At 51.6% G+C, this 13,415-nt stretch carries 13 protein-coding genes; 2 read left to right on the plus strand and 11 right to left on the minus strand.

Annotated elements, in window-relative coordinates; translation table 11 throughout:
• Nucleotides 1–27: 27 nt before the first annotated feature.
• The 10 genes from D328_RS0114745 to D328_RS0114790 all read right to left on the minus strand — a co-directional run bounded on the left by D328_RS0114745 (nucleotide 28) and on the right by D328_RS0114790 (nucleotide 10,399).
• Nucleotides 28–381: a hypothetical protein gene (locus tag D328_RS0114745; RefSeq protein ID WP_018885789.1), complete on the minus strand. Its 354-nt coding sequence runs from the start codon at nucleotides 379–381 to the stop codon at nucleotides 28–30.
• A gap of 86 nt (nucleotides 382–467) precedes the next feature.
• Nucleotides 468–1,640, minus strand: a complete 1,173-nt coding sequence (locus tag D328_RS0114750) for a GNAT family N-acetyltransferase (RefSeq protein ID WP_018885790.1) — start codon at nucleotides 1,638–1,640, stop codon at nucleotides 468–470.
• On the minus strand, nucleotides 1,637–3,199 hold the full coding sequence (locus D328_RS0114755) for a F390 synthetase-related protein (RefSeq protein ID WP_018885791.1): 1,563 nt from the start codon (nucleotides 3,197–3,199) through the stop codon (nucleotides 1,637–1,639). Before D328_RS0114755 ends, D328_RS0114750 begins: the two co-directional genes overlap by 4 nt.
• Nucleotides 3,196–4,062, minus strand: coding sequence for an MBL fold metallo-hydrolase (locus D328_RS0114760; RefSeq protein WP_018885792.1), 867 nt, complete (start codon nucleotides 4,060–4,062; stop codon nucleotides 3,196–3,198). The genes D328_RS0114755 and D328_RS0114760 overlap by 4 nt, the downstream gene beginning before the upstream one ends.
• Complete coding sequence (locus tag D328_RS0114765; RefSeq protein ID WP_018885793.1) at nucleotides 4,059–5,051, minus strand: NAD-dependent epimerase/dehydratase family protein; 993 nt, start codon at nucleotides 5,049–5,051, stop codon at nucleotides 4,059–4,061. The genes D328_RS0114760 and D328_RS0114765 overlap by 4 nt, the downstream gene beginning before the upstream one ends.
• Complete coding sequence (locus D328_RS0114770) at nucleotides 5,051–6,304, minus strand: ATP-grasp domain-containing protein (RefSeq protein WP_018885794.1); 1,254 nt, start codon at nucleotides 6,302–6,304, stop codon at nucleotides 5,051–5,053. The genes D328_RS0114765 and D328_RS0114770 overlap by 1 nt, the downstream gene beginning before the upstream one ends.
• Complete coding sequence (locus D328_RS0114775; RefSeq protein WP_018885795.1) at nucleotides 6,294–7,295, minus strand: beta-ketoacyl-ACP synthase III; 1,002 nt, start codon at nucleotides 7,293–7,295, stop codon at nucleotides 6,294–6,296. The genes D328_RS0114770 and D328_RS0114775 overlap by 11 nt, the downstream gene beginning before the upstream one ends.
• Before the next feature lie 350 nt (nucleotides 7,296–7,645).
• Complete coding sequence (locus tag D328_RS0114780) at nucleotides 7,646–8,536, minus strand: protein phosphatase 2C domain-containing protein (RefSeq protein WP_026281194.1); 891 nt, start codon at nucleotides 8,534–8,536, stop codon at nucleotides 7,646–7,648.
• Between the two features lie 97 nt (nucleotides 8,537–8,633).
• Nucleotides 8,634–9,686, minus strand: a complete 1,053-nt coding sequence (locus tag D328_RS0114785; RefSeq protein WP_018885797.1) for a DUF4303 domain-containing protein — start codon at nucleotides 9,684–9,686, stop codon at nucleotides 8,634–8,636.
• A gap of 149 nt (nucleotides 9,687–9,835) precedes the next feature.
• On the minus strand, nucleotides 9,836–10,399 hold the full coding sequence (locus tag D328_RS0114790) for a VOC family protein (RefSeq protein WP_018885798.1): 564 nt from the start codon (nucleotides 10,397–10,399) through the stop codon (nucleotides 9,836–9,838).
• Nucleotides 10,400–10,540: 141 nt separating this feature from the next.
• Here D328_RS0114790 and D328_RS0114795 point away from each other — a divergent pair, with 141 nt between their 5' ends.
• Nucleotides 10,541–11,368: a helix-turn-helix domain-containing protein gene (locus D328_RS0114795; protein WP_018885799.1), complete on the plus strand. Its 828-nt coding sequence runs from the start codon at nucleotides 10,541–10,543 to the stop codon at nucleotides 11,366–11,368.
• A gap of 13 nt (nucleotides 11,369–11,381) precedes the next feature.
• Here the strand turns inward: D328_RS0114795 and D328_RS0114800 are convergent, their stop codons facing one another.
• Nucleotides 11,382–11,954 carry a TetR/AcrR family transcriptional regulator gene (locus tag D328_RS0114800; protein WP_018885800.1) on the minus strand — a complete coding sequence of 191 codons (573 nt, stop codon included), beginning with the start codon at nucleotides 11,952–11,954 and terminating at the stop codon, nucleotides 11,382–11,384.
• A 193-nt stretch (nucleotides 11,955–12,147) separates the two neighbouring features.
• Here D328_RS0114800 and D328_RS0114805 point away from each other — a divergent pair, with 193 nt between their 5' ends.
• Nucleotides 12,148–12,909 (plus strand): glucose 1-dehydrogenase, encoded by a 762-nt coding sequence (locus D328_RS0114805; RefSeq protein ID WP_018885801.1) that lies wholly within the window; start codon nucleotides 12,148–12,150, stop codon nucleotides 12,907–12,909.
• The last annotated feature ends 506 nt before the right edge of the window (nucleotides 12,910–13,415 follow it).

The following is a 13,415-nucleotide window of genomic DNA, read 5'->3' on the forward strand; positions in this document are numbered from 1 at the left end:
TCATCCTCCTTGATGAACGCTGCCACTCTAGTGGCAATAATACAGCACCACGATGATGCCTCCAGCGTCACGCTCCCACAGCTCGGCAAAGTAACAGTAGCCGCTCGGGAACTCCGTCAGATCAGCCTCATCGGACAAGCAGATATGATGCCTATAGGCTGCATCCCACTTCGAAGTAACCTCTTGAAAAGGCGTATGCTCCAGCTGTGCGACATCACTCGTCTGATAACTGCAGATGAATATGTCCTGAGCCTCTTCCTGTTGCAACATGCGCTCAAGCTCTTCCAAGCTCGCAAGCTGCCTTCCAGCTCGGGAGATGATCGCGTCGCCATCATAGATTGCCTGCTGTTGCCTGTCTATGAAATACCTTGGTCTCGCCAAGCCCTCTTGACCCTCCAATAGTCTTAGTATTCAATCGCATTATGGTTTAGATGCTGTGCAGGCACTCGGCGTACACTCGCTCAAGGTCATAGCTTCAGGCGCTGAATGATCGGCACTCCGATCCGATAGAGCAGCTTCTCCAGCATGGACCAGCACATCCGAGTACCAAGAGGCAGATGCTTGTCATAGACGGCCATGACCTCCAGCTCGGCTACAGCTCCGCGATTACGCTTGAACTGTCCGACACCAGAGCTCTCATGTAGCAGCAATCCCCTCTCGTCCGCAATTCCGATCAGCACTGCAGACAGCATTCGATACAGTCCCGTCTGCTGCGGCAGCTCCGTATCATAGCCAAAGAGCGGCGCAGTCATGATCCCATCTCTGACAAAAAAGCCAAGAATGGCGTCCAGACGGCCATCCTTGCGCAGCCCATGCAGCTCCAGTGTCCCTGATTGGATAGCCGTCTGGATGTACAGCTCCGTGAACTGCGGGTTACATGGCGAATATTTATGAATGTACAGCATGTCGTACAATTCCTTAATACGGGGCGCATCCGCAAGGCGCATGTCCTGCGGCCCTGCGACAGTGTAGCCATGCTTGTCGATAAGTCCACGATCTCGCTTCACAAGCCATCTGGCCTTCGCATTTATGGATAGGCCTGCTGGCTTCGAGGCTGCTTGCAGCAGATAAATCTGACGGCTGGGGATGAGCTTGCACCCATACTTGCGTACGGTCTCCAAAAAAGTGCCACTTGTAACGTCATTCAACGATCGGCACACGATAGCATGTTCTGGATAACGTCTCTGCAGTTCAGTTATGAGTGCTTCCAGCCCTGCGGGGCTGATGGCGGGAAACACGTTCGTAGATAGCAGCCAGTTATTCACCTGTACCACCTGATTGAAGTGAGCCTTCCGCAGCAGCAGACCGTTGCCACTAAGCAAGCTGCCCAAAATAGCCTCAGCAGGCCGATTATGGAGCAAAGCAAGCTCTTCTCGCGCATAGGTCACAAAATGAGTGTATGGCGAGCAGACATAGGAATTGTCATACTCCATCTCGTTGATAGTCAGTGGGATGGGAATACCGTCTACCGTAGCCACAAGCAGACGAGTGCGCACATTGTGAACATACAGCTGGATTGACGGGGCGAGCAGTAGCGGCAGGAGATAGGTTTTGGCATCGTGCCCATACGCTGTCTCTGGCCAGCTCAGGTCCTGAATATTCGATTCATCGTAGAAGACGATTGATGCGCTATTGCTCATGATCTCCATCTCCTCTCTACCCGTCTTAGCTTCAGCGCTCCCGAATTGTGCTCATAGGTGACGAAACGAAGCTCAGGCACCAGACAACCAATTTTCCCGCACAGGGCTGTAATTTGTTCAGCAATCTGATTCTGCACCATGGCTCGCTCTTGTGAAAGAACACCGCTCTGTAACTGCCCACCATTTTGTACCTGCCCATCATTCTGTAGGTCCATACCATTCTGAAGCTCCATATCATTCTGTGACGTCACATCCTTCTGATGACCTACATTTTGTAGCTCCTCATTATTTTGTAGTTCCTCATTTTCTTGAAGCACTTGCCCCATAGTGGCAGAGGAATCTGCGTATAAAAAGGATATCTCCAGCTGAAGCGGTCCCGTCTGCACGACACGATAGTGCTCAATGTTCGGGGATGCTGCGATCACTGCACGGCTGATAAAATCAGGGAACACGGCAGCTGGCTCACGGTGCTCCACATGCGGCAGATAGATAATATCATCACAGCGGCCTTCAATCCGCTCAATGGCGGTGAATACCGAGCCGCAAGAACAGGGAGCTGCCGCCTCTGTCAGAATATCGTTCAGACGATAGCGAACAATGGGCTGGGATGTACGCGAGAAATCCGTAATAATCGGCACAAAGCGGCGCGTATCCGGGTCAAGGTATTCTTTTTCGATATGAACAAGATCTTCATTCAAATGAATCGTGCCCTGCTCACAGGTTGTCCCAAGGAACCCTTCCGTACATTGGTATGCCTGGTGCACCGTCTGTCCGAAGGCTTCCTCGATGTAGTGGCGATCCAGTGGGTCGAGCACTTCTGCTACAGAGATCAGCTTGTGAGGACGGGCTGTGAGACTGCCTGCCACGCAGGCCTCAGCCAGAAGACGTAGCATGGATGCAGGAGCAATCCAGATCCCTGGTCGATATGCCTCCATCCGCTGCACCAGCCTCTCCAGTGGCTCCAGCAGATCGAAGTATTCGAACTGCAGCCGCCCCCGCTTCACCGACTCATATAGGTTGCTGTTGGCCCGGAGGAAGAAAGCAATCTTCTCTTCCTGCAGCAGACTTCCCGGAAGTAGCTTGGCCAGCACCGTTCCACTCCAGGCTGCCTGCTCGCGATCGCTCACGATGAATAGACCACGATTGCCTGAGGTACCAGACGACAGACCGACCGTTATGCCATTCAGCAGCGGCTTGAAATCACGTGTCTGCTCCGCCTGGGAGGCCATCTCGAAGGCTTGATCACGGCTGAGACCAACGGTGTTCAGCTCGTCAAAGTGCTCCATCATGTTTTGCTTGTCGATTATGGGGAAGCTGCGCCAATCTTCAGAAGCTGTCCCTTCCCATAGCTTGCGATAAAAAGACGAGGCCTGCCGCACACGATGCACATGACGGATAATCTGTCTCTCCTGCCACGCTTCAAGCTTACGGCGAGCACTTTGTCTACGTATATCCACTGATTGTGATGCAGCATGGCGTTGCTGGGACAGAGACTGCCGGAAGCGCCACTGATAATACAAAGTACGAATATAATAATACAAGACCAGATGCAGCTTCACTCCAGCACCCCTTTTCCCCATGCTGCAAGTGCTTCACGACAGTGACTTGGCACAATACGCAGTGTCGGAACCTCCTTATGCAGCTGCCGCAGCAGGTCATAACTCTGCTTGTATTGTTGTCGATCAGACATGATGAGGCCAGCAGCCGGATGTGGGAGGCGATCCTCAAGATAAGCCCGGCTTGACCAGACTGCATCCGCACACAGCAGGTAATCCTCTGTTGCCGTGGATACGAATAGGCCGATCATCCCAGCAGCATGACCAGACAGCTCAATGGCCAGCAGACTGCCGTCGCCGAATAGATCATAACCTTCTGTACAAGGAAAGGCAGAATCCTTCCCTGCATTGAACGGCTGTACGATGTCCTTCTCCCGGATCGGCAGTGAGCGCTCTGCAAAATCCTCAGGCAGCAGCCCTGGCAGAAAGCCTGCCCGCACACTCGCTAGCGGCCCTAGATGCTTGACGGCACGATATGCTTTATCCAAGTAAATGTAGCGTGCATTGGGAAAATCCCGAAGGCCCCCGATATGGTCCCCGTGAAAATGAGACAGAACAATATATCTCACATCATCTGGCGCGATGCCCGCTGCCCCTAGCTGGCTGGCGGCACTATCCTTATCCTGATAAACTACTGGCGTAATGTACCGATACAGTGCGCTCGGCAGGTGAGCCGTCTCCTCGAAAAAGCGCTGACTATAGCCCGTATCGAATAGCACAGGACCGTGCTCAGGATGAAGAATGCAGGCGAAGCCAGCGGGAAAAGCCACCGAACGAAGTGACCCGCCGCGCAGCGTCAGCCATTCAGGATGTGCACAATAGCCTGCCGCCCGGAGCATGAGCTTGATTGGCATCGTTGTCATCATGATGGCTTCACCCACCAATCAGCAAAGCGTGTCAGCCCTTCTTCGATTCCCACGCTGGGGACGTAGCCCAGCCGCTCCCGAGCAAGTGATATATCCAGCGTCTGCGTCATCCCTACCGAGCCGACCGTATATCGAGTCAATGGCGGCTCCCCCTGTAGTGGCAGCACACGATAGGCGAGCTCCAGTGCTCCAGCCAGTCCGTATGCGACCGGATAGGGAATCGAGCGGGTCCGCAACGGAATCTCCAGCATAGTGAACAGCTTGTGCAGCAGCTCACGGAAGCCGAACGGCTCTCCGTTCGAGATGTTATAGGCCTGGCCCATAGCTTCCGGTGCAGCGCTGCATCCAAGCAGCATGGCGTCCACTACATTGTCCACATAAGTAAGATCAATCATGGCCTGTCCACCATTCAGCATCGGTACGCCACTCTTCCGATTCGCTTCCAGTAGCCTCGGGAACAAGGTCTGATCCTCTGGTCCGAAGATGGCACGTGGACGCAGAATCAACGCAGGTAAGCCCTCCTGGCAGGCCCGGAGCACCTCTTGCTCTGCCAGCAGCTTCGTAGCTGCGTAGGTATTGGCAGGACGCAGGGGAAGCGGCTCGGATTCCCGAATCATGCGACGTGGCTTATAATCGAAATAAATGCTTGGGGTTGAAATATGTATGAGACGCTTAGTGCCGTGTCTCTGACAACCAGCAATGATATGACGAGTTCCTTCTACATTGCTGCCATAGAACTCATCGTAAGCCCCCCATGGAGCTGATAATGCACCGCAATGAAATACATAATCCTGCCCTGCACACGCCTGTGCAACGCCAACAGCATCACGCAGATCTGTCTGTACGAACCGGACGCCTTCCTGCTCGAGTAGATTGCCAGCAGTGCTCGACCGCCCCATACCACTGACCTCCCAGCCCAGCTGAACCAGGCGCCGGGCGGCATGGCGGCCGAGAAATCCGGTGGCCCCTGTTACTAATGCTCTTGTCATCATGTCTCTCCGTTCCATTCGATATCCTGAGTCAACGCCTCGGTCACTGTGATACCCAGCCGTCTGCTCAGGCGCCAGGCTTGATGTACCATGTACAGCTGCTCGACAGCAGGCCCCCTGTCTTCTCGGTGCCAGATGACGTCGCGTGCTCCGCGCAGCGCTATCATCCATGTGCGCCAATCCTGTCTGCTCCGATTCTCCTTGAGCCCACATCCCAGCATGGCCAGGCTGATCATTGCTGCAGCCCCCGAAGTTGGTGTCACGGTGCGCCCGGCCTCCAGCAGCGAGTGCGGGTCTGTTAATGCAACAGCTAATTCGCCCTTCGCTGTGAACAGATGAGTGCCGCTCGTGGCGCGTGGATTGCACTCCAGCGGATATAGTGTCCCATCCTCTGCTTGTATGAAATCAAAGCTGATCTGACCCGAATAGCCAACAGCCGCGACGAACTGCTGTACCCATGCATATGCCTCTGGCTGATCTGCCTGCTGGAAATGCACGCTGGCACCTGCATCGCCTGTGCGATAGCGGCATTCATAATTGGCGTGGGCCACGATGCTCCCCTCATAAGCTACACTGTATGTACACCAGGCTGTTCCCTGTATGTACTCCTGAGCAATCCATGGATTGAATGGACTTATTTGTGCCCATGCTGCTTCGCGCAGTGCTCGATCGGCAGATTGTCTCTTCCGCGGCGCTCCAGCAGAAGACGGCAAAATAACCCGTGACGCGAACCTGGAATAAGCCGGCTTGTACACAAGTCCTGATCCTATGCCAAGCGCTTCCGCACTTCGCCATGCTTCCTCGCTCGTAATAACCTCCGTATGCGGCACCTGAAGCCCGAGCTGCTCTGCTAAGCGGATGAATTCTCCCTTATGATGCAGCTGGTGCAGTATGTCCAGCTCTGGTGCCAACACTCGGCAGTGGCGCTGCAGCCGCTCCCGTTCGCGAGCAATGTGAAATATTTCCTCACAGGTCGGAATCAGCAGATCAATCTGCCAGCGTACAAGCAAGCTTTCCAGCGCTTCCACAAAAGCCTGTGGCTGTTGTCGTGGCGGCGGCAAGACAGCTGCCTCCTTCACTGCACTGGAGGCTCGGCACAAATAACGTGATATGCTGTCCGCCGCATACACCTGATGACCCGCATAATGAAGCTGTCTAGCCAGCTCCAGCGCGACAGGTGCTCTGCCACCAGTGATGAGTATGTTCAGCGGCCTTGCAAGCGGCGGTAGAGCTGCAGCCTCCTTAATAATCAAGAACCATGCCTCCCAGCGACAGCCCAGCCGCCGTACCGAGTAGCAGCATCCGCTCCCCGCGCTGAATACGTCCTTGCTGGATGGCTTCATGCAGCCCCATGGGAATGGAGGAAGCTATCGTGTTCCCATGGTTCGGCGTAATGTTCATTAGCTGCTCCTGCGAGATCCCCAGCTTCCTGCACAGCAGACGCATCGCCATCGCACTTCCCTGATGGGGAATGACCACCTTGAAGTCCTTCATCCTCGTTCCTGAACGAGTGAACAGCTCTTCCATGAATTCAGGCAGCAGTCTGGAAGCCATACGGAATATTCCTTGCCCGTCCATATGGAATCTGAACGGCTCTTCGACAGGAATATGCGGCAGATCAGGATGATACTTCGTTCCTCCACCTGGTATTTCCGAATAATGAGCCCCTTGACTATAGGTGCGCAGCGAGGTGTGGATAATCTGCGACGCATCATTCGTATGGGACGGTCCGATCACAACGGCTGCAGCTCCATCGCCGAACAAAGCAGCGCTCTCCTTGTCCTTCCAGTTCAGGCCAACCGAGGCAACCTCTGTCGCTACGAGTAGCACATGCCGATAACGCCCCGCATCGACCATGTAAGACAGCACATCCAATCCTGTCAGAAAACTCAGACACGTAGCATCTATATCAAAAGCAGGAACCCCTGACATCTCCTGCCCCATCGCTTTCTGAATCCATACCGCAGTGGAGGGTAACGGCTGCTCCTTCGTACCGCTCGTACACACCAGACAGTCGATATCTGAGAACTGGAGCCCTGCATTCACAAGGGCAGCCTCCGCCGCTCTGGCTCCCATATAAGAAGCGGTCTCTCCTTCGCCCACATAATGCCGAACACCGACGCCTGTAATTGTATTTACCCAGCCAGCAGGCACACCAAGGCGCTCATCCAGCTCTTCATCCGTTACGTTGCGACTAGGGAGGTATTTCCCCGTACCCAATATTTTCACTCTACGTAATTGCATCTCTATCCACTCCCGGTTATCTAGCTGACCTACCGCATCTGTACTTGATACTCTATCTATTATAACAGCACTGTACACCGCCTTGAATCAAGGCAAAAAAACACCGTTCCTTCCCAGGGGGAGAAAGGCGGCGTTCGATCATACTCTCATGCTAACGTTATCTTGTATTACGGTACTCTGGCTACAGTGCTATAGCTGAGGTGCTTAATCTATCATTTTATGCATTTTAATACTATGCTATTTCATTCTATTCTATATCGTCATATTTCTATAATGTTATCCTTCTGTGATTCTTGTGATTCTTGCCATTCCAGTTATTCCTGTCGTTCTTTCGTCCCTGTCGTTCCAGTCTAGGTAAAATCAAGCCACATCGCAGTCTTGTCATCACTCATCTTGAAGCGCGGATAGCTTACACATTCCGGATCACGCTGTTCCTCAGCTACCAGCCAGTGTGTATATGCCTCCAACCCCTTCTCGATCATCTGCCTCAGCAGGGTTTCTTCTCCTACATCCGGCTTCTCAGCTCCAGCCTCGGCAGTGGTCTGTGAATCATCTCCTGGATTGAAGCTGGATGGCACATACAGCCCATCGGTGTGCAGCAGCAAGCCTTTGAGGCGGATACGGTTGATGATACCGTATTCCATGAAGTGCTCAGCCTCGGGCCGCCCATTAAGTACCGCATATCCATAAGGGGTATTCATGCTCGCTCTGTTGCCTGTCATGCGATGTCTGACCCGATCCCACAGCTCCTCCCGTGTGCGAACCCCCTCACGAATAGCCTCCCTCCAGATCTGCTTGGCTCCTTCATCCATATGGGCCACATGATCCCGGGTCAAGACTCGTACACGATCATCCTCATAGAGTGCGATGATCATGCAATCACCAGACTGGACGTACTCCACCGTATGCTCTGTTACCCGTACAACCGCTACACCCGTGGTCCATAGCTGCTCCTTGGCCTCCAGTGGAACACCAGCAGCCAGCATCTCCGCTCCGAGCAGCCGATTCGCTTCACAGGTCATTTGTAGCAGATTGCGTTCATCCCCAGCAGTCAGTTGACCAAAATACCGCGTCAGCAGCTGTGAAGCCATTCGCCCTCCAGTCTCACCCTGCGGCCCGTGATAAGGAACCAAAGACGTTGCTCCATCTGCTACACCATAGATATGAAGTGCTTCATTCTGAATGAGGGCATCCTCATTCCATGTGCTGCTTCCCTGTACGGATACACTTTGCACTAACATACCATCCCAGTCCTTTCTTGGCTGTGGCTCTCCACCTAATTCACTGTTCATAACATCATAACTAGATTAGCACTCGACCGTGTAATAGCACATTCCATTAGAGCTTGTAGGCATCGAAATTCGTTAATCTCGTCCTATTCTCATCATGCTCCTCCTCAGGAAAACGAGTGGCATCCAGCGCATGAAGTGTTCTGGCGATATTAATGCATTCCTGGTATGCCTTGTCCACCTCATATTTATGGCTCAGCACCTTGTGCAATTGAGTTAAGACCATCTCATCCGCTTCGCCAATATCAATGAGGATACTAAGACATGTCCAGCTATCCCCCTGCAAGATCGAGCCGTCTTCTGTCGGCGTGTAACCGCAAAGTTTCTGGTAGAGATTAACGATCTCACCAGCTGCTGGAGCGCCAAGCTGAATCAGTTCGCGCTCAACATCGAACTCATCCCGGTACATGGCTTGAAATATCGTCGCTTCCTCGCTTGATTGCTTCAGCAGGATATCCTTCAACAGACTGCACCAATGCTCCACTTGTTTTGCTTCAGGCCATTCACTGATGTTCACCTTATACAATTCAAATTCCCGGATTTCCGGAAATGTCTTATAGTAATCTTCCTCTGACACAGTTCGACGCATATAGGCCATGTGATGCTCGTCATGCTCCACTATATAGGCGATAAAGTTATCTGTCTTGTTCAGTAATTCGAACGTCGGTCGCAGCTCCTGAATGACCTCCACAAGCATATTAATGAAGGTACCTGTCATTTCTTCACACGCAGCAAACGCAGCATCATCCGTTTCATCCTCATCATCATACAGATTTGACAACTTATCGGCATACCAGACAACAAAATCGTCAATTTCCTCAGGTGCATTGGAAGCATCGTAGCTGAAACCACCTACACTATACTTCACACCCTTGAAGCCATGAATTCGATCTAGTGAATAGGAGCTGTAGTGTTTCTGTACTGCCTGGTCTAAGGAATCCAACGTGTTCCACATCAGATTCACCCAGCCGTAGGCTGCACTTACATCCAATGCAACCGCATATACTTCCTTGTTATCCGCTGTTGCAGCGAATTGCTCCAGATTGACGCGACAATAATCTATTAATACTGGCTTGAATGTATCGAAGCTAATGCTACTCATAATTAGTCAGTCTCCCGCCATAAGATGTATTCATTTCCCTTGTAGCATATAGCAGAAGAAACGAGACTGACAAGTCTTGGGATTTTATATGAGCTCTCATCCAAATGCAAAAAGGCAGAAGGCACCCGCCCTCTACCCTTTTTTATACGTTATAGCTGCTGCTCGCTCCACTCGGCTACCCGGCGATAGCTTTCTTCCTCTGACAGATCCTCGATACGAGTCATGATCGACCACCGGACACCATACGGGTCCAAAATGCTGCAAAAGCGATCACCTGACACAAAGCCAGCCACGGGCTCTCGTACGGTTGCCCCATGGGCTACTGCCAACTCAGATGTATGATCAACGTCGGGGACGTAGATTCCCATTGAATAGCAAGCTTGTCCACCCCCTGGTGCCTCCACTAATCCATAGGCAGGTGAAGCTGCCCCGAGCTGCAGGAAGCCATTACCGAAATCCAGCTCTGCATGCACAATTATTTTATTCCCTTCCTCACCAAATTCCGTTACGCTCTTGGCTGTAGCTTCAAAGACGGCTTCATAGAAGGCAATCGCCTCAGCGGGTCTGTCTACTACAATAAAAGGTGTAAGAGTTGTATAGCCGTTAGGCTTACCGTTGGTGGTATACTGCCCCTTCACCCCAGCTTGCCCTCCTTGATGCTGTTGATTGTGCTGTTGTGCTTGATGCTGCTCTGGTTGGTTCTGATTCGACATATACGTATCCTCCTCTTTCCCTGACACTTCCATATTGCACTGCTCTCAGCCATCTGCTAGGCTCCATTATAGATAGACCGAGACCTTCACGTATTGTAAAAAAGCGACGAGCCTATCACATCATCGGGAGGCGAAATCACCTTGAAGGAAAAAGACAGCACGTCAACACGCGGCATCGTGCATGCCGAGGCCGGACGGGACAAGTTCAGTTTATCCCGATTTGAGCCCAATCTTGCGCTCCAGCCATTTGTAGAGCATTACTGGATTATTCGTTACAATCTGCCCGCCGGGATCATTCACACGCAGACAGTGCTATCCTATCCGAATGTCAATCTGGCGTTCGAGCAGGATGAAGAAGGTCGCCGTGGACTGTTATATGGTATTCCCGGCCGTCCATTTATTCGTAAGCTATGCGGGTCGGGTCTTGTGCTTGGTGTCAAATTTCGTGCGGGAGGATTCCATCCCTTCTGGCAACACGATATCTCTCTGCTGACAGGAACGACCGTGCCTGTTACAGATATATTTGGCCAAGGAGCAGCTGCATGGACTGATACTGTGCTGGATGCTGACGTCGAGGAGAAGATGGCCGAGATCGCTGAAGCCTATTTGCTGGAACATTTGCCCGAGCGAGACCCTCAGGCACAGCTAGCCACTCGCATCGTGCAAGAGATCATGGATAACAGAAGCTTGGTGAAGGTAGAGCAGCTTAGCATACGGTTTCAGCTTTCCCTGCGCCAGCTCCAGCGTCTTTTTCGCAAATATGTCGGTGTCTCACCCAAGTGGGTCATCAAGCGTTTCAGGCTGCAGGAGGCAGCAGAGCGTCTGGAGCGTGACGAGCAGATCGCGTGGGCCGACATCGCAGCACAGCTTGGTTATTTTGATCAGGCTCATCTGATTAAGGACTTCCAGTCCGTCCTCGGCCAATCCCCAGGTTCCTACCGGAAGCAAGCCTCAATTGGTGATTCGTGAAATTCTGGAGGGATTAACGCGGACGTATCACCTTGGCCATCTCAATCATCTGCTCCGTCATATACTGTGCCGAATACATGAAATTAGAGCGCACCCAGTACGAGATCAGGCCCAGCACGGAAAATACATTGTTATTAATAAAGAGGTCCCGATTAATATGTGAAGGGATATGCGGAAATAGAAAATGAAGCTCTCTGTCGAAAATCTCGCGAATCGCTTCTCCCAGCCTCTCCTGAAAGCCCGTGTTCCTTCCTTTGAACAATACGCTGAAGACCGCTTTATTCTCATGTATGTATTCAAAAATAATGACCGTCGAGTGTGTCAGTTGCTTGACATCAAACTCCTCCCTGCTTCTCTCATATGGCTCTACAAAGGCTTGGGTGAACCCGTCAATCGTCTCCTGAATCAGCTCGTCCAGCAGCTCCTCCTTATACTGATAGTGGGCATAGAAGGTACCTCGCGCGTAACTAGCTCGCGTTACAATCTCCTTGATGGTGATCTCTCTTAATTCCTTTTCGCTCAGTAAAGACACCAATGCATGCTTGAGTGCTCTTTTCGTGCGGATGACCCCGTTGTTCTCCTTCATAGACAAATCCTCTCCATATGTATAATCTTCTGACGAATCTGAACAGATTATAAACAAATGTCCGACTTTGAACAAATGCACATCTTTTGTAAATTGAAGACGATGCCACCCTTCCTATACGATGAAAGTGTCTAAAAATTAAATCAATGCACAGTACGACACCACACACCTCACAAAAAGGAGCGTCTCTCATATGAAACTTCAAGGTAAAGTTGCCATTGTCACAGGTGCAGGCTCTGGTATGGGCAAAGCCATTGCAATGCTGTATGCACAAGAGGGAGCTAAAGTCATTCTGGCCGACATCAATCAGCCTCATGTAGATGCCGTTGTAGACGAGATCAAGGCACAACGCGGTGAAGCTATTGGCATCGTGGTCAATGTAGCTCAGAAGGATGATGTAGAACAAATGATTCAGACCGCCGTATCGACTTACGGCTCTGTAGATATCCTTGTGAATAATGCAGGTGTCCTAGATAATTTCACTCCTGTTGGCGACATGTCGGACGAGCTGTGGGATCGCCTTCTTCAGATCAACCTCACGGGTCCATTCCAGGCGTGTCGTGCAGCCATCAATATTATGAAGGATCAGGAGCATGGCGGGGTCATTATCAACAATGCTTCAGTAGGAGGTCTATTCGGTGCACGGGGAGGGGCTGCTTATGTGGCTTCCAAGCATGGGCTTGTTGGTCTTACCAAAAATATAGCGACTACCTATGGTCGTGAAGGCGGCAACATTCGCGCCAATGCCATCGCACCGGGTGGCGTTCATACGAACATTCAATCCACGATTACCGCTCCGCACCCGCTGGGTGCTGCTGCCATTGGGGACACAGGACGTGCAAGAACGGCCGATCCCATGGAAATCGCTCGTGTCGCTCTCTTCCTCGCTTCTGACGATTCGAGCTTCATCAATGGTCAAGTCATTGTAGCGGATGGCGGATGGACTGCGCGTTAATGAGCCTGAGCGAGCTGTCTGGATCTGTGAGATCGTAACAGCCTGAGTAACAACCTGAGTAGCAGGCAATATAATCTCAATACATGTAAATTATTTCAGTCCACGGAAATATTGCGGTCTATGGGCATAATCGCAGTAAAGGAAGCAGCGGGCTTAAGCTCCGTTGCTTTTTTCCTTTCTGTCTTTCTGTACAATTCCCGTTATCCCCTCATCTTGTCTCTTACGTATCTTCCGTATCCTTCCTGGCTTGTGTTCTCCTCGCCTTGTTGTCCTGTCCGTCCTGTCCTTCCTATGCTTCTGTTAATTCTCCTATGACTTCCGATCTGTCATCACAGTTCCATCCACCATTGCTGGATGCATTTCATTCCACGTAAAATTGTCCATCCACACCGGCAAAATATATGACCTTCATCACACTTATGTGGTAGTATGGTAACGTGAACATTGAATGCGCTATCATTTCGTCTACCTATTCGAATCTAGCTTCTACTCAACCCAGGAGGGAT

The organism is Paenibacillus massiliensis 2301065 = DSM 16942 (assembly GCF_000377505.1).
In the GTDB taxonomy this organism is placed as follows: Bacteria; Bacillota; Bacilli; order Paenibacillales; family Paenibacillaceae; genus Paenibacillus; species Paenibacillus massiliensis.

Bases quoted from the DNA above. Each gene is read 5' to 3' on its own strand.
- D328_RS0114800 (WP_018885800.1), bottom strand. From the start codon at position 11,954: ATGAAGGAGAACAACGGGGTCATCCGCACGAAAAGAGCACTCAAGCAT.
- D328_RS0114760 (WP_018885792.1), bottom strand. From the start codon at position 4,062: ATGATGACAACGATGCCAATCAAGCTCATGCTCCGGGCGGCAGGCTAT.
- D328_RS0114790 (WP_018885798.1), bottom strand. From the start codon at position 10,399: ATGTCGAATCAGAACCAACCAGAGCAGCATCAAGCACAACAGCACAAT.
- D328_RS0114765 (WP_018885793.1), bottom strand. From the start codon at position 5,051: ATGACAAGAGCATTAGTAACAGGGGCCACCGGATTTCTCGGCCGCCAT.
- D328_RS0114780 (WP_026281194.1), bottom strand. From the start codon at position 8,536: ATGTTAGTGCAAAGTGTATCCGTACAGGGAAGCAGCACATGGAATGAG.
- D328_RS0114775 (WP_018885795.1), bottom strand. From the start codon at position 7,295: ATGCAATTACGTAGAGTGAAAATATTGGGTACGGGGAAATACCTCCCT.
- D328_RS0114750 (WP_018885790.1), bottom strand. From the start codon at position 1,640: ATGAGCAATAGCGCATCAATCGTCTTCTACGATGAATCGAATATTCAG.
- D328_RS0114805 (WP_018885801.1), top strand. From the start codon at position 12,148: ATGAAACTTCAAGGTAAAGTTGCCATTGTCACAGGTGCAGGCTCTGGT.
- D328_RS0114785 (WP_018885797.1), bottom strand. From the start codon at position 9,686: ATGAGTAGCATTAGCTTCGATACATTCAAGCCAGTATTAATAGATTAT.